The 16,459-nt window shown below is 30.1% G+C and carries 16 protein-coding genes; all 16 read right to left on the minus strand.

Going from position 1 to position 16,459, the window contains the following annotated elements; translation table 11 throughout:
• Positions 1-16 precede the first annotated feature (16 nt).
• Positions 17-403: a TIGR02530 family flagellar biosynthesis protein gene (locus tag FAY47_RS02090; protein WP_143314731.1), complete on the minus strand. Its 387-nt coding sequence runs from the start codon at positions 401-403 to the stop codon at positions 17-19.
• Between the two features lie 42 nt (positions 404-445).
• A complete protein-coding gene (locus FAY47_RS02095; protein ID WP_143314732.1) occupies positions 446-1,165 on the minus strand; it encodes a flagellar hook capping FlgD N-terminal domain-containing protein in 720 nt (239 codons plus the stop codon).
• Positions 1,166-1,176: 11 nt separating this feature from the next.
• Positions 1,177-2,622 (minus strand): flagellar hook-length control protein FliK, encoded by a 1,446-nt coding sequence (locus FAY47_RS02100; RefSeq protein ID WP_143314733.1) that lies wholly within the window; start codon positions 2,620-2,622, stop codon positions 1,177-1,179.
• Between the two features lies 1 nt (position 2,623).
• Entirely contained in the window at positions 2,624-3,067 is a 444-nt protein-coding gene (fliJ, locus tag FAY47_RS02105) for a flagellar export protein FliJ (RefSeq protein WP_143314734.1), read from the minus strand.
• A 16-nt stretch (positions 3,068-3,083) separates the two neighbouring features.
• Complete coding sequence (gene fliI / locus FAY47_RS02110; RefSeq protein ID WP_143314735.1) at positions 3,084-4,391, minus strand: flagellar protein export ATPase FliI; 1,308 nt, start codon at positions 4,389-4,391, stop codon at positions 3,084-3,086.
• A 14-nt stretch (positions 4,392-4,405) separates the two neighbouring features.
• Entirely contained in the window at positions 4,406-5,170 is a 765-nt protein-coding gene (locus FAY47_RS02115) for a flagellar biosynthesis protein (protein WP_143314736.1), read from the minus strand.
• Positions 5,154-6,170 carry a flagellar motor switch protein FliG gene (fliG, locus tag FAY47_RS02120; RefSeq protein ID WP_143314737.1) on the minus strand — a complete coding sequence of 339 codons (1,017 nt, stop codon included), beginning with the start codon at positions 6,168-6,170 and terminating at the stop codon, positions 5,154-5,156. Before fliG ends, FAY47_RS02115 begins: the two co-directional genes overlap by 17 nt.
• Positions 6,171-6,176: 6 nt before the next feature.
• The gene (gene fliF / locus FAY47_RS02125; protein ID WP_143314738.1) at positions 6,177-7,748 is read right to left on the minus strand and encodes a flagellar basal-body MS-ring/collar protein FliF; all 1,572 of its coding nucleotides are present in this window, start codon (positions 7,746-7,748) and stop codon (positions 6,177-6,179) included.
• Between the two features lie 17 nt (positions 7,749-7,765).
• On the minus strand, positions 7,766-8,071 hold the full coding sequence (gene fliE, locus FAY47_RS02130; protein ID WP_143314739.1) for a flagellar hook-basal body complex protein FliE: 306 nt from the start codon (positions 8,069-8,071) through the stop codon (positions 7,766-7,768).
• 11 nt (positions 8,072-8,082) lie between these two features.
• Positions 8,083-8,487, minus strand: a complete 405-nt coding sequence (gene flgC / locus FAY47_RS02135; RefSeq protein WP_143314740.1) for a flagellar basal body rod protein FlgC — start codon at positions 8,485-8,487, stop codon at positions 8,083-8,085.
• Between the two features lie 5 nt (positions 8,488-8,492).
• Positions 8,493-8,900: a flagellar basal body rod protein FlgB gene (gene flgB / locus FAY47_RS02140; RefSeq protein ID WP_143314741.1), complete on the minus strand. Its 408-nt coding sequence runs from the start codon at positions 8,898-8,900 to the stop codon at positions 8,493-8,495.
• Positions 8,901-9,149: 249 nt separating this feature from the next.
• Positions 9,150-10,007: a flagellin gene (locus tag FAY47_RS02145; protein ID WP_143314742.1), complete on the minus strand. Its 858-nt coding sequence runs from the start codon at positions 10,005-10,007 to the stop codon at positions 9,150-9,152.
• 106 nt (positions 10,008-10,113) lie between these two features.
• A complete protein-coding gene (locus FAY47_RS02150; protein WP_185966689.1) occupies positions 10,114-10,782 on the minus strand; it encodes a glycosyltransferase family protein in 669 nt (222 codons plus the stop codon).
• A gap of 1 nt (position 10,783) precedes the next feature.
• Positions 10,784-12,913, minus strand: coding sequence for a glycosyltransferase family 2 protein (locus FAY47_RS02155; RefSeq protein ID WP_143314744.1), 2,130 nt, complete (start codon positions 12,911-12,913; stop codon positions 10,784-10,786).
• Between the two features lie 23 nt (positions 12,914-12,936).
• Entirely contained in the window at positions 12,937-13,989 is a 1,053-nt protein-coding gene (locus FAY47_RS02160; protein ID WP_143314745.1) for a glycosyltransferase family 2 protein, read from the minus strand.
• A gap of 9 nt (positions 13,990-13,998) precedes the next feature.
• Entirely contained in the window at positions 13,999-16,239 is a 2,241-nt protein-coding gene (locus FAY47_RS02165; protein ID WP_143314746.1) for a glycosyltransferase, read from the minus strand.
• Positions 16,240-16,459 lie beyond the last annotated feature (220 nt).

Raw genomic sequence — 16,459 nt, forward strand, 5'->3', positions numbered from 1 at the left:
ATATTTTAGGTCCAGCCTATAGTATTACAACACTATCAACATTTGTAAAAACATTGCTTTCTGCTCTATTTTTATCTATTGCTGTAATTACTGTCTTGTTCTCAATACTTGCAATTAGTGCCACATCTTTGTATACCATAACAGAGTTTTTAGCACCTTTACCTTCTGCAAGCTCAAAACCTTTCCCGATATTTTTCATATCATTTTCTGAAAAACCTATTTCTTTAAGTCTCTGTGCTGCATGCTTTGATAAAGTATATCCGCTATTTTTATCTAATGTTTGATTTAATACATCTTTAAAGCTTGTTCCATTTTTATCTTTAACTTTAGATGTAGAAACCTTTTGCAGTCCACCTATATTTCCTACAGGATAAGCTCTGCCATTAATTATTCTATAGCCCACAATATCACCTTATTTCTTTATTAAGAATTTCAAATTTTTCTCTTACTTAGTAGAAGTATAATCTCCAACCTTCGCTACCTTGTCATAAGAGTATTCTTTAATTTCTCCAGAATCTAATTGAAGTCTTACTTTAATTATTCCATTATCCTTAAATACACCTTTTACAGTACCGTTAATAGCATTTCCCTTGTCATCCTTTTCGGAAAGTTCAACCTTTTGATTTATAAAGGATGAAGCTAATAAGAAAGCCATATTCCCATTCATGGTTGTCAATGGTGGAATAGAATAGTCTTCTACATTAACAACACTGACAATATCACCAATATCAAAAGGTATATATCTGAAAGTACCATTATCTTCTACCTTTAATTGAATTTTTGTACTATTTCCATCAGTATCAACTGCAGCCACAATCCCAGTATAGTTATTCCCATCTCTATCCAACTCTTTAACAGTTACACCTTTTCCAACTAAGCTTTCATTTGAATTCTTAGTCAAAGTTGCATTTAAATTGTTCATTTGCTCCATTGAAGCAAATTGAGCAAGTTGAGTTACATATGCTGTAGAGTCAACATCCTTTGTAGGATCCTGATGTGAAAGCTCTGCTGAAAGTATTTTTAAAAACGAATTTTTGTCCATACCTTGCCCTGCTTTAATTATCTTAGTACCTTTATCAGTTTTACTAGATGATGTCTTCGAATAATCTAACCCACTCACACCATAACTTGTATTCTTACTTACTCCTGAATTTGTATCAGCCATATTCAAACCTCCTATGCTAACATATTAATATTACTCAATTCATTTAACTCTGACTCAGCAGGTTCTTCTTCTGTATAACTTTCCTTAGATGTTTTGGCATTTGAATTGCCTTTCTTGTGTTCTCCCTCAGAAAAGTTATTTTGGAATTGGCCATCTTTAAAGAATGTTGTATCATCATCATATACTCCAATATTAACTTCTTGGATTTTTATATTTTGATTACTTAAATGATTCTTTACTTCAGACGCTTGTTGAGATAATAAATTATATGTTTCCTTTGCAGAAGCCTTAATATTTAATTTCATATTTCCATCTTCTTCAACCAACCTAATAGTAATTTCTCCAAGATTTCCTGGATTCACTTTAACTATCATCTCTTTTAAGTTGTTGGAAGTCATAAACTTAACACTTTTAATAACATCTTCTGCCATTGTAGCTCTATTAACAACTTGTACTTCTTTAATAGCTGCCACATTTCCACTTTGAACTGTACTTGTTGCAAAGAATGGAACTTTAGGTGTTCCTTTGCTATCTTCTCCAAGAATAGATTTCAATATTTTATCATCTTTTGAAAGATTCGAATCATTCTTTGACTCATTTCCACTATTATTAGAAGATTTTTCATAGCTAGGATTTTCTTTAACTACAGTTTCAACTTTTTCAAGAGCTTTATTGGTTCCCTCAGCATTATTAACTTTATTATTCTCTTTTGGAATAATGATCTTTGTAATATCACCTTTATTAGAAACTTCATCTTTGTTCGCTTTTTCTAAAAGTGAGCTGACTTCTTCCTTTAACTTATTTAGCAAGTCCTGTAGAAAATTCTTATCTTCTATTTTGTTCCCACTAAAATTAGCATCCTTATCTATAGCTACCCCTAATTGATTTAGTAAACTCTGAGCTGTAGTTAAACTCTTTTTATTAAGTAATTCATCTGCATTATTCATATCAAGAAGTTGCAGTAAATTATTAATAAGACTTGCTGGATCCACTTCTTTACTTGTACTATTTGTGGAACCATTATTATCTAAATTATTCTTTAACTCTAACGCCTTCATTAAACTTTCATTTATTGAAGAATTAAGTTTATCTACCATATCTACTTTTTCTTGTAAACTTAAATTTCCTTCATTTGCTGACTTAGCCTGATTCAAAGTTTCAACTAATGCAGCCAAACACTGAAGAATATCATCTTTTGATAAAGTTTTAACTTTCTCATCTAATTCTTTAGCATCTTCTAGCTCATTATCAGTAGCAGCTTTCTTATCATCTTTAGCTACACATTTTGCTTCTTTAGCTACTGAGGCATTAACTTCCTTCTTATCTTGAAGATAATCACTAAATTTATTGCCAGTTTCTGCAGTTGTATTTTTACTCTTTTCTTGCACGCTATTACTTTGAGTTACAATATCATTGACTTTTTGAATCTCAACACTAAAGTTTAAACTTGTTTTCATCTTATTCACCTCCTTTCAAAGCTCTCATATAAGCATATAAAGCAAATTCATCTATATCTATTTGCTCTAGCCTATCCTGCTCTTTGATAAAGCTTGAATATTCTTTTTCCTTTAAAGTTTCAACAGTTTTTCTATCTACCTGTTTCTCCTTTAAATCTTTTCGTCTAAATTCTAGTTCCTGCTCTTTTAAAATTAGTTCTTTTTCTTTTACTTTTATTCCACCTTCAAGTGCAAATAAGTAATTTCGCTTAATCTTTTGATAAATTACATCTTCTCCAGGTCTAATGCCTTTGTAATTTTCATAATTTTCCTTAAGGTTATTTAATTCAGTCTCAACTTTAATCTTGTCATTTTGACTTTTAGAAAATAATCTCTTACTTTCTTCCTCTTTTTCTTCCCTTAATTCTAAAAGCTTTTGAAGTCTAAACTTATATCTTTGAGCCATTGTAGCACCTCACTACTTAGTTAAACATATGGGTTAGATTACTAATGCTTTCCTCAAAGATTGCTTTTTCATCTATACCTTGTCTTAGGAACTTTTCTAACGGTTCATTATATCTAATTGCTAAATCAATCTTTGGATTACTTCCTCTAGCATAAGCACCTATATTTATTAAATCTTCTGATTCCTTATAGGTTGCCAGCATATCTCTTGCATAGGATGCAGCTTCTTTATGTTCATTCTCTGCAATGCTAGACATAAGTCTACTTACACTATTTAGTATATCTATTGCTGGATAATGATTTTTATGCGCTAGTTTTCTTGATAAAACAATATGTCCATCTAGAATACCTCTAACAGCATCCGCTATAGGTTCATTAAAATCATCACCATCAACAAGTACTGTATAAAAAGCAGTAATTGATCCCTTATCAGACGTACCTGACCTTTCCATTAGCTTTGGTAGTTTTGCAAAAACTGATGGTGTATATCCTTTTGTTGCTGGTGGTTCTCCAACAGCTAGTCCAACTTCTCTTTGGGCCATAGCAAATCTGGTTACAGAATCCATCATTAGAATTACTTTTTTACCTTGATCTCTAAAATATTCCGCTATAGCTGTAGCTGTAAGAGCGCCCTTAATTCTTATTAAAGCAGGTTTATCAGAAGTAGCACATACTACTACTGATTTTTTCATACCTTCCGGCCCTAAATCTTTTTCTATAAATTCTAGAACCTCTCTTCCTCTTTCCCCAATAAGACTAATTACATTTACATCTGCTTCCGCTTCCCTTGCTATCATTCCAAGAGTTGTACTTTTACCAACACCACTACCTGCAAATATACCTATTCTTTGGCCTTCACCTACAGTTAAGAAACCATCTATTGCCCTCACTCCTGTAGGCATTACATCTTTTATCCTTATTCTCTTTAAAGGATCTGGTGGTTCATTTTCCAATGGATAATTTACCCCAAAAAGTTCTTCGTCACTATCATAAGGATTTCCAAGTCCATCAAGTATCTTTCCTAGTAAATCATCAGAACAATTTACTCCTAAAGGTTTATTTTGTGGAACCACTCTACATCCTGCTGATACGCCAGTAAGTTCACCAAGAGGCATTAATATTACATACTTTTCTTTAAATCCAACTACTTCACAATTAATAGGATTACCGTTTTGATTATATATTTTACATAATTCTCCTACAAAGGCTTTGATACCTTCCACCTCAATAGTAAGCCCTATAACTTTACTTACTACTCCTTCAGAGTAAATTGTTGAGGTTTCTTTAACTTTATCTATTAGTCCTTGAAAGTTTATATCCAATATTTCTCACTCACTTCTTATCCTATTATGGCTTTTTTTATACTTTCTAAACCAAAATCTATTCCAACTTCTATTTTTCCTGTATTCTTTTGAATTATTGCATTACCAGGTTCTATCTCATCACTTATCATTAAGAATATTTCCTCGGAAATGCTATATGTAGTTTTCCAAAATTCTATTTTTTCTCTTACTTCTTCTTCGTGGACTTCATTACATCTAATAATTACACTTGCTTCGCCCTTTGATTTCTCAAAAGCTTCTTCAATCATACTATTAATTCCACCATCAACTAACACTTCTCTTCTAAGTATCTTTTCTGCTATAGTTAATGACAACTTAATTATATCATTTTTCTTGCTATTCACATAGCTATTATAATCATTTGTTGCACCTAGTAATATATTCCTCGCTTTTTCTTTTATTTCCTCTGCTTCCTTTTCAGCCTGTGGAATAATACTTTCTAGAGCTTCTCTTTTGCCATCTTCATATCCATTTTCTGTTCCTTGCTTATAACCTTTTTCATAAGCCTCTCTCTCTAAAGCTTCTGCTTCTTCTATGGCCTCTAAACGAATCTTTTCACCATTTCTTCTAGCTTCTTGAACAATATTTCTAGCTATATTTTCATAGCTAGAAATATATCTTTGCTTTTCAGCTTTCCATTCAGCATGATGATCCTCTTGTGACCCTTTTTCAGTGTTTTTCGATTCATATTCTGTAGAAATCACTCTAGACTCACCACTTAGAACATGCTCCTTTTTCACTAGGTTATACGATGATTGCATCTTCGCCACCTCTTGAAATTATAATTTCTCCTGCATCGTCTAATCTTCTAATCACAGAAACAATTTTTTGTTGAGCCTTTTCTACGTCCATAAGTCTTACTGGTCCTAAGAACTCCATATCTTCCTTTAATGAAGCTGCAGCTCTCTTTGATTGGTTTCTATAAATAGCATCCCCAACTTCTTCAGAACATCCTTTAAGTGCAAGAGCAAGATCCTTAACATCAGTTTCTCTAAGAATTCTCTGAATAGATATATCATCAAGAGTAAGAATATCTTCAAATACGAACATAGAACTTTTGATTCTATCTGCAAGTTCAGCATCTTCTCTTTCAAGACTTTCAGTAATATTCTTTTCTGTAGTCCTATCAACTTGGTTTAATATACCAACCAATGTTTCCACCCCACCAAGACTTGTCATCTCAGTTCTTACAACAGAAGAAAGCTTACCTTCTAATACTTTTTCAATTTCCTTTATAACCATTGGAGAAGTATCCTTCATTGTTGCAATTCTTAGAGCAACTTCACTTTGTGTTTCTTCTGGTAACTCTGCCATAACTTGAGCAGACTTATCTGCTGGTAAATAGCAAAGTATTAATGCGATTGTTTGAGGATGCTCATAAGTTATTGCATTTAATAACTGGTGAGCATCTGCCTTTCTAGCAATAGAAAATGGTCTATATTGTTGAGTTGCTTCTGACACTTTATCTAATATTTCAGTAGCTCTTTGACTTCCTAAAGCTTTCGAAAGCAATTGTCTTGCATAGTCCATACCACCTTCGATGATATAATCCCTAGCCTTATTTATTTCTAAAAACTCATTTAATATATTTTCTCTTTGTTCGGAATTAACTGATGTAATATTAGCTATTTCATAAGTTATCTTTTGAATTTCAGCTTCTGGTAATTTCTTTAAAATTGAAGAAGAAGCTTCTGGTCCAAGAGTTATGAATAATATAGCTGCCTTTTGTACTCCAGTTAATTTATTACTTTCTTTAGACAAAATTCATCACCTCTCATTTTCTGATAACCAAGATTTTATTGTTTCTAATACCTGATCAGGCTTTTCCTTAGCGTAATTTTTAATTTCATTTTCTATATGAGCTTGTTTATTTGGCACCTCAAATTGTATTGGTGTATATTCCGTAGTATCTTCTACAGGTAATTGATCATCTATAACAACATCAAGAGATCTATTGTCCTCATCCTCAACAATTTCTTCAGCCTTATTCTTTCTTCTTCTTATAACTATAAATACTATAAGTCCTATAATCACCGCTGCCGCTATAACACCTGCAATAATATACTTATTCCTCTGATTGGCAGCTAATTCAGCGTTAAAGGCATCTACTTGAGCCTTAGCTTGATCTTTTTGTGCAGTATCAAAATTCATACCTACTAGAGATAATTGATCTCCCCTATTTGCATCTATACCTATTGCATCTCCAACTGCCTTTTCTAAATCAGCCTTTGTTGCATCATCAATAGCACCGTCTACAAATACAGAGGCAGTTAATCTTTTAACTTCACCCGGACTGCTTATTGTCTCAGTTTCACTTTTACCACTGTCATAATTTGTTGTTTGTGATTCCTTACTAGAATTTGATTTATTATTATTGTTTTGTATTGTATTACTCATATTATTGTCAACAGGACTTTGGCTTGTAGTTCCATCTCCTGAAGAATTTGTTTCTTTACTAGTTTGTTGGCTAACTATAACCTTATTTGGATCTATAGTTTTAATTGTTTTCTTCTTAGAATCAAAGTCCAAATCTACATTAACATTTGCAGAAACCTTACCTTTACCTAAAACAGGTTCTAGAAGTCCTACTATAGCTTTTGAATATTTATCTGCATCTGCAGCTTCTAAATCTCTTTGCTTTGTTAAAGTTTCTGAGCTAACTGTTGTTCCATCATCTTTACCTATGTTCTTAGTTAATAAGTTCATGTTATTATCTATAACTTCCACATTTTCTTTTGGTATGTTTTCAGCACTCATTGAAACCATAGCAACTATAGATTTAACTTGATCTTCAGTTATCTTCTCACCTGGTTTTAGTTTTAAAACCACTGCTGCTTTGCCTGGCTGCTTGTCCTTAACAAAAACTGAATCTTCAGCTGGAGTAATATTTACCTTTGCCGATTCTACTGGATCAAGACTTTTTATAGACTTTTCCAATTCACCTTGTATCATTCTAATTTTCTTTATATTAAATTCTTCATCAGTCATACCAAATGAACTGCTTTTATCCATTAGTTCATATCCCTTGCTGCCTCCTGTCAAATCTCCTGCCAGTTCTAGCCTTAATTCATCCACCTTGTCCTTTGGAACTAAAATTGAATCTCCATCAACTTTCATTTCAACTTTATCTTTTCCTAACTTCTCTTTTACCATCTTAGCATCTTGAGAATCTAAATTAGAAAATAGCACTTGATACTTATTAGCTGATGAAACAACTACCATACTTACTAATGCTACAATCGTGGCAACTATAGCTACGATTATTGCAATTCTTACCTTTTTACTAAAGGATTTAAATTTTGTCCAAAGCTTTTTTAACATCTCCGAAAGCTTTTTCATCTATAGCACTCCTTACTTTATAACTGCATTTGATTTATTTCTTTATATGCATCTAATAACTTATTTCTAACTTGAACAGCAAATTGCAATGAAATTTTTGCCTCTTCTCCTGCAAGCATTACATCACTAATTTGAACATCTTCACCTTTAGCAAAAGCTGTCCCCATTTTATCTGCTGTTATCTGTTGATCATTTATCCCCTGTAATGATTTTTCAAGTGTGCTTGAAAAAGCTTCTAACCCACTATTCACTTTTTTATCTGTTTTTGTATCTTTATTTGATTGAAATATTTCTTCACTAGGTACAAAACTGCTTACTCTCATAAATTCATCTCCTACTTCCCAATTTCTAGTGCCTTCATAAACATAGATTTATTAGCATCAAGTGTATCTGCATTTGCTTCATATGCTCTTGTTGAAGCTATCATATCTGCCATTTCATTTAATATATTTACATTTGGATACGCAACATATCCCTCTGCATTAGCATCCGGATGTGATGGATCATATTCATATCTTAAATCTGATTTATCGTCCTCAATACCTACGGCTTTTACCCCATTAGGATTCATTTGTTTGTCTAAGGCCTCTTGAAATATTGCTACCTTTCTTCTATAAGGTCCGCCATTTTCAGTTCTAGTTGTTGAAGCATTAACCATATTTGACGTTATTGTATCCATTCTTAATCTTTCAGCAGACAACCCACTGGCACTAATTCTCATCGAATCAAAGCTACTCATCTCTCCTAGTTCCCTCCACTTATAACATATTTAATATTGCTTAATTTACTGTTTGCTTGCTGTACTAAAGCATTATATTTTAATGTGTTTGCAGCCTGGTTTACTTTTTCAACGTCTAAATCAACGTTATTCCCGTCTTCTCTCATACTAGTATTTTCATCTTTTTCAACAGTAATATTCCCCTGAGAATTACTATTTGTCATATGCTTCTCATCAGTAGTTTTCATTTGAACACTCATATCTTTATTTCCTTTGAGATTTTCTTCGAAAACTACATTAAATCTTTTATAATTGGCCGTATTTATATTAGCCATATTATTTGCTATAACCTTGCCTCTTATATTTGAAGCTTGAATTCCTTCTTTAATTAGATTATATGAGCTTCCCTCATTTCCTAGTAAACTAATATCCATATAATTCCACCTCCTAATGTCTATTCTCAAACCCCTATTTTTTTATATATACAAATACATAATTCTATTATAATGCATCATGTTTTAATTTTCCATAATATTTTAATTAAAATATATGTAAAAAAAACATTTATTGAACAATTTCTTGTTTTAAAGGGTCTAATTTAATAAAATATCTCTTTTACTCCCCAAAAAAAAACAACGACTCAACAATTTTCCACTTTAAAAACTTTGAGTCGTTTAAAAACTTTATATTCTTTTTAATACAGATAGCGCATCTTGCGGAAATTTGTTGCTTTGTGCTATAAGAGCTATCTGTGTTTGATTTAATATTTGTGTTCTTGCAAGTTCTGCCATTTCTACAGCTACATCAGTATCTCTTATATTACTACTTGCTTTTTCAACATTCTGAGTATTTGACGCTAATCTATCTGCTGAATCTTCAAACTTGTTTTCAAGCGCTCCATATCTTGCTCTTATATCAGTAATTGTTGTAATAACTTCATCCACCATAGAAATCGCTTTTCCTACATTAGCACGGTCAGTTACATCTATATCACTAAATTTATTTCCATCTTTATCTCTTAAATTGTTGGTACTTACATTGTATAAAGGAACACTCATTGTATCTCCAACTTTTGCTCCAGTAACTAGTTCTCTATAATTAGGGTAAGAATTGTTACTGACTTCAGTGTCACCTATTAGCTTAACCCCATTAAATTCTGTATTACTCGCTAAATCATCAATTGCTTTTTTCATTTGATCTATTTCATCTTGAATAGTTTTCACGTCTTGGGGACTTTTACTACCATCTGATGCACTTACTGCTAATTCCTTTATTCTCACAAGCGTATCATTAACTTCTTGCAAAGCTCCATCTGCCGACCTAAGCATAGAAACTCCATCTTGTAAGTTTCTTTGTGCTGCTTCTAAACTTTTTATTTGTATCCTAAAGCCTTCACTTTGCCCAATTTTGTTTGGATTATCTTTTGCAGAATTAATTTTAGTTCCTGAGCTAATTCTATCTATAGCAGTTTCATTGCTTTTTAAATTCTTCTTATATCCACGATATAAGTTAAGCGAATTTATATTATGATTTAATCTCATACCTCTCCTCCTAAAACATTATTTTATAATTTATCGACTTATATCCCCAAATCTTTATAGTTATCATAACTATTTTCTATATTCTGCCTAAAACATTCTTTACGAATCATTGTAACAAATTTAAATCACCATTATAATATTGAAGAAACTTTTTTCTATACCTTTCATAGTAATCAGTTCCCGCTATTCCACAATCATGCAAACACAATATCCTCTCTTGTTTAGGTACGCATACTTTATAACCTTTTCTTCTGAATTCCATACACTGCGATATATCGTAAAAATGCCATCCATCAAAAACTTCTTCATTCCATCTCACATCATACTGGGTTATCATTATGCAGCCATCTATCGCTAGTACTTCATCAATATCATATTCATTACCATAATCAACTATCTTTAACTTAACTATACTTTCATATAAAGTTCCTACTTTATGAGGTGACTTCCACCATATACCACTATTATGTAAATCCTTCGAACCTACTACCCCTAGCATTCCAATATTACTATCTTTGCTAAAAATACTAACAATCTCTTTAATGAAGTTTTTATTTACTATGAGAACATCTTGATGTAAATACACTTTATATTTAGCATCTGATTTATCAATTGCTTCATTATATCCCGAAGTTATGCTTGTAGCATAATTAATTTCAATAGTTTCTATTTCATAACCATCCGGTACATATAAATTTTCTATATAAAATAAACATTCTTCATAAGCTTTTTTATCATTAACACAAGTAATAAAGGCTATTTTCCTATTATTCACTTTATTCTCCTCCGCTAATTTCATCTATTAACTGTAAAACATCATCATTTTTGATTCTTATTTTCAAGGCATATGTTAATGCAATTTCCTTTTCTCCAAATAAGTTTAACACATATGCCAAATTATACAAGGTATCCTCATCTTCCTCATTTAACTCATAGGCCTTTTGTAAAAATGGTAAAACAAGATCATATTTTTCTTTATAAAACAAATTTAAAGCCACCAAATTCAAAACATAATTCTTATTTAAAACTAAATCTTCAATTAAATTTACAACAACTTTTTCAGAGATTTCTGCTTTATCTATAATAGCTACTATTTTTTCATTGCTTAATTCATTATCGGATTTAAAATCTATTCTTCTTAGTAAAGCACTTAATTCTTTATAAGTATCCAATTTATTTTTTAGTATTCTATATTTTTCTTCATACTCTAAATTCAAGCTATAATATTCTAATCTTTTCACATTAAATTCTGCTTGTGCAATCTTACCTTCTTCCATAAAGTATTCTATATTGTAAATAATTTCGTCTTCACTATACTTTTCAAAAACCATATACACTTTAGCCAAGTTACCTATTTCATCTTTTGCTTCAAAACCATCAATATATTTAAAATTTTTACTTTTGAATATCCGAATTGCCTCATCAATTATTTCAGTAGTTATTTTTCCAGAGCTGCACTGAAAATTATCTATAGACAAAATTAGTTTTCCATTTTCATTCTTCATCATATTAAATATATCAGTTAAAATAGCCCCATCATTTTTTACACCATCATAATTAGACACAACAATAATATCAAAGGTATTAACTAAGCCTTTATCACTTAAATTATCTATAACCTTTATACTCTTGCTAGCAATTTTCTTCAAACTCTCTTCTATCTCATATCCGTAGAAACTTGCTTTTCTATAAATACTACTTAAACTAGCTATACTACTACCTGTTCTACAAAATACTTCTATAATTTTGCTATCGTTATCTGTTATAAATTGAGATAAGTTATAATCTATTATCAGATTATATCTAGTACTAAATCCCCATTTTTCTTCAAACTTTTTTTCGTTTGTATTTAATAGTTTAATATATTTATCAGCATCTTTTTTAAATGATACACTACCAAAATGGTGTATATAACTATCTCTGCAAAGTAATAATTTATATCCTTCCATGACTATTCTCAAACTTATATCATCATCTTCAAAATTACCTGGAGTAAATCTTTCATCTAATAGACCTATTTTATCTAAAACTTTTCTTTTTATCAGCATTGCAAAACCTACAAGCTTTAATCTTTGTTCATATTCCTCATCATTTGGTATATTATTTTGTAGTGCATAATCCATATACTCATCAAAAGTTCCATATTGGTTACTTATTTGTTGATAGTACGAAATACTATTACTTACAGATCCTGTAGCTCCTATATTTTCATTAGAGTACAATGCTAATCTAAGGTTAAAAATTGAATTAGGCATAATAACAGTATCATTGTTTAAAAGAAAAATATCATTTTCTTTTTCTGCTATCATTATTCCTTGATTACACCCTGCTGGAAATCCCTTATTTTCCTTATTCAAAATACATTTAATGTCACTTTGTTCATTTAACCAATTAGGCGTATCATCAGATGAGTTATTATCAACTACCAACAATTCATAGGAATCACTAGAATTATATTGTTTTATACTTTTCACACATATTTGGGTATATTCAAGATTATTGTAAGTCAAAATAATTATAGATGCCTTTTTCACTTCAATATTATAATTTTCTTTTAAGTTAGTTATGTTGCCACTTATTACTTTTTTATTTTCTAATTCGCTACATAAGAACAAAGCCTGCTCATAACAGATATAAGCTCTATTATATTCTCCTTTTAATTCATAGATATTTCCCATAGTACAATACAAATCCGAATTAAACATATTATATTTAAGACCTGCCCTAACACATTCCATAGATCTTTCTAAGTCACTAGTATAAATATATAATACCGCTTCAGTTCCCAATATTTCATCATCACTACCTAAATTACTTTTATAATAATCAATCAGCGTTCTAGCTTCATTGTATTCTTCACTTATAATTTTTTGACCTATAGCTTCTTTTATTTCTTTAAGATTCATTTTTATGCCTCTCTTTATATAATTTATTTTTTATCTAATATACTTAGTCTTTTTTGAGCAGGTTCATATTGATCGCACATTCTATAATGTTTACTTGCTTCTTTCACATCACCTAAACATTCAAGAATAACTCCAATATTATAATTGGCTAAGAAACTATTAGAACCAATCATCTTAGCTTTAGTTTTTCTCATAGCTTTTTCAAATTCATCTATTGCTTCTCTAAACATACCATTATTCATATAAATTAATCCTACTAAAAAAACAAAATCAGCACTATTTGAAAATTCATTATATATATTTAAAAGCTTCATAGATTCTTCATACTGCTCTGAATTAATAAGTGAATATCCATAGCTTTCCACCATATCCTGAACATATTCTAATTCTAAATTCAAATCAAAATATAATGCCTTCTCAAAATATTTGGAGGCATCAATATATGACTCTTCAGTATAAAAACTTTTCCCCAATTGATATAGTATATACGGATCTTCTCCTTTTTCCTCCAGCTCACTAGTAAGCATTGAAATATTTCTCTTTATTTTATCTTTCCTTAAAATTTCATCTTTTCTATATCCGAAATGATTTACTTCTACCGGTATATCATATTTTTCAACTTTAATATTCTCAATAGGAACAATCTGTTCATGAATACTACCTCTAAACATATAGTATTTTTTAGAAAAAAGTCTGCTAATCCTCTCCCTAGACTCACACTTTACCCCTTTTTGAGTAAATTCATTTTTTATTAATAACCTTCCTATCTTTTGTCGATTATTTTTAATTAATGAATCTAGCAAAGCAGTATCTAAATTTATTACTACTTCATCACTATCAACTATTAGCACAAATTCATTGCTAGCATTACTTATAGAAAAGTTTCTAGCATTACTAAAATTATTATCCCATTTATAGTCAAAAACTTTATCTGTATATTTATATGCTATTTCTTTTGTATTATCTATGGATCCTGTATCAACAATCACTATTTCATATCCATATTTATTTATACTCTTAAGGGTTTCCTCTAAAATAACCGCTTCATTTTTAACTATCATACATACAGAAATCATATTTTTCTCCTATAAATTTTGAATTATATTTAAAATTTCAGCCTTCATATTATTGTCTTTACAATGCTCATATGCTAGATCGTAGTAAGCTTTAGCCTCATCAATTCTTTTCATACTTTCTAGGACACAAGCTATGTTATATGCTGAATCAAACTTATCTTCTAATAGTTCATAAGCTATTGCTAAATTTAAAATTGCTTTCTCATTTTCACCCAACAAATATTCTACTACACCTTTATAGTTACATATCTTCCCATCATACATAAACAAATCATCTAAACTTGCCAATATTTCTAAAGCCTCTTCAGTTCTATTACTATTCACATATTCCTCAACAATATCAAATAATTTTTCCTTTTCTAATTCCATTTCTTTAGTTATAGTATTTAACTTTAATTCCTCTTGGTACTTTCCAAATACATTTCCATACTCAGGAAACTCCTTCAATAACTCTCTCAAACCCTTTATATATGCAAGTTTATTTTTCGAAGCGCTTTTTATCAATGATTCATTTTCAATCCAAAAAATATCATATTTATTCAAAATAGAGTGAATTGCATCACTTGACAAAATCTCCTTATTGTAAATCTTTCTCAAAAGATTTAGTTTGTTAATACGCGTTCTCTCTAACAAACTTTTATATCTATCATCCTCAATGGATTTGCTTAAAATCAAAGTTTTTTCAACTATTGTTACAAAATTCAACTTTTTAATATCTATTGCTAAGAAATTATCTACCGAAAATTCGTATAATATTTTCAAACAATCATAATCTCTAATTATAGCATTAACATATGCTTCGGCAGTTTCCTTGCTTAATCTCCCAATTAATTCTATCTTTGTTTTATCCTTCGAAATTAACTTAATTAATAAATCAGACTTCCATGTATAGAAACTACTAAAATCTATTAAATTGTAATTTTGTAATATATCTTCATCTTTATTGAAATAAATAGAATTTATATATACTTTTAATCTATCATCAAAATCTATCAGCTTTTCTTTTATACCTTTAGAGAAATTATTTGTATCTTCCATATCTAACCTTCTAATAACTGAGATTATATTTCCAATATCTCTATCCTCAATCTTTACACTTTTATAAAAATTATAAAACTTATTTAAATCTCCTACTGATAATGATGAGAAGATATATATTTCTTTTAAAACTTCTTTCATTTTATCGTCTTTGATAAGATCAAATGTTTCAATAACTTTTTTATATTCATTACTATTGTAATAACATATTGTTCTTTCTTTCAACACTTCATCTTTCCTATCAAATGCAGACTCAATCATAGTAATATCCTCAATAATACCATCCTTACGCTTTTCTCGTATCTCGAAGTATCTGTCGAAGTAAATTTGAGCCTTATCATAATTCTTTAAATTGCTGTAACTCAAAGCTAGTATATAGTAAAAATCTAAATTAGTTGTCTTATTTTGTATAGCTTCTTCAGCTATCTTAATTGCCTTACCATATATTTGTTTTGTAAAAAGTTCTTTTGCATAAAAATGAAGCACATATAAATTTATTTTTCCATCTCTTCGTTGCGTTGTCATTCTGTAGGCTTCTCTAATTGAACTCATTGTATTTGCATCATCATTGGCCATTGCATAGGTTTGAGCTAATTGAAATAAAACATATATTTTATCATTGCCCTTAGCTTTAGATAAATCTTCCAATAACAACTTTTTATTACGTTCATTTTTATATCTTACTAATTCATAATCAGCTCTTGAATATCCATTATGCAAGAAACTTATTTTTGTATTTCCTAAAGGCTCTGTTAATATTGGCTGTTCATGAATTCTACCATTAAATTTAAAACTGCTAATATTTTTGAATAATCTAAATAACGACCCCATGACATAGTTTTTATCTTTAACAGAAATAATATTTTTTATGTTAACTGTTGCACTATTAAAAAATTCACTTCTTCCATCCATGAAAAAACTTATTAACTCTTCAGGCGTTTCTAGCACTTCATCAGCATCTAATACTAAAATCCATTCACCTTCACAGTACTTTAAACTTATATTTCTCATTTCAGCAAAATTTCCACTCCAAGGATGTTCATATACCCTTTCCGTATATTTACTAGCTATATCTATAGTACTATCTTCACTTCCTGTATCTACTATTACTATCTCATAATCAATCTTACCATCTAACGCCTTCAAAGCATCTAATGTTTTTGATAAATTCTTTTCCTCATTTTTAACTATCATCGCAATGCTCAACTTCATAGCTTTTCTCTCCTTTTGTTGCAATATAATATAATTATCGTTTTTTTTTAGATAAACTTAAATTAGTTTTCAAAAAAAAAGCCAGTTACAAGGATTTTCCTTATAACTGACTTAAATTATTCGTTAATCTTTAATTATCTTAATAATTGAAGAACGTTTTGTGGTTGTTGATTAGCTTGACCAAGCATTGCTTGAGCAGCTTGTTGAAGGATGTTATTCT

This window comes from Clostridium sp. HBUAS56017, assembly GCF_007115085.1.
GTDB classification, from domain to species: Bacteria; Bacillota; Clostridia; order Clostridiales; family Clostridiaceae; genus Clostridium; species Clostridium cibarium.

What these genes read in the sequence shown, in the direction of transcription:
- FAY47_RS02095 (WP_143314732.1), bottom strand. Translation starts at nt 1,165, where the DNA reads ATGGCTGATACAAATTCAGGAGTAAGTAAGAATACAAGTTATGGTGTG.
- FAY47_RS02100 (WP_143314733.1), bottom strand. Translation starts at nt 2,622, where the DNA reads ATGAAAACAAGTTTAAACTTTAGTGTTGAGATTCAAAAAGTCAATGAT.
- fliJ (WP_143314734.1), bottom strand. Translation starts at nt 3,067, where the DNA reads ATGGCTCAAAGATATAAGTTTAGACTTCAAAAGCTTTTAGAATTAAGG.
- FAY47_RS02115 (WP_143314736.1), bottom strand. Translation starts at nt 5,170, where the DNA reads ATGCAATCATCGTATAACCTAGTGAAAAAGGAGCATGTTCTAAGTGGT.
- fliF (WP_143314738.1), bottom strand. Translation starts at nt 7,748, where the DNA reads ATGAAAAAGCTTTCGGAGATGTTAAAAAAGCTTTGGACAAAATTTAAA.
- fliE (WP_143314739.1), bottom strand. Translation starts at nt 8,071, where the DNA reads ATGAGAGTAAGCAGTTTTGTACCTAGTGAAGAAATATTTCAATCAAAT.
- flgC (WP_143314740.1), bottom strand. Translation starts at nt 8,487, where the DNA reads ATGAGTAGCTTTGATTCGATGAGAATTAGTGCCAGTGGGTTGTCTGCT.
- flgB (WP_143314741.1), bottom strand. Translation starts at nt 8,900, where the DNA reads ATGGATATTAGTTTACTAGGAAATGAGGGAAGCTCATATAATCTAATT.
- FAY47_RS02145 (WP_143314742.1), bottom strand. Translation starts at nt 10,007, where the DNA reads ATGAGATTAAATCATAATATAAATTCGCTTAACTTATATCGTGGATAT.
- FAY47_RS02155 (WP_143314744.1), bottom strand. Translation starts at nt 12,913, where the DNA reads ATGAATCTTAAAGAAATAAAAGAAGCTATAGGTCAAAAAATTATAAGT.
- FAY47_RS02160 (WP_143314745.1), bottom strand. Translation starts at nt 13,989, where the DNA reads ATGATTTCTGTATGTATGATAGTTAAAAATGAAGCGGTTATTTTAGAG.
- FAY47_RS02165 (WP_143314746.1), bottom strand. Translation starts at nt 16,239, where the DNA reads ATGAAGTTGAGCATTGCGATGATAGTTAAAAATGAGGAAAAGAATTTA.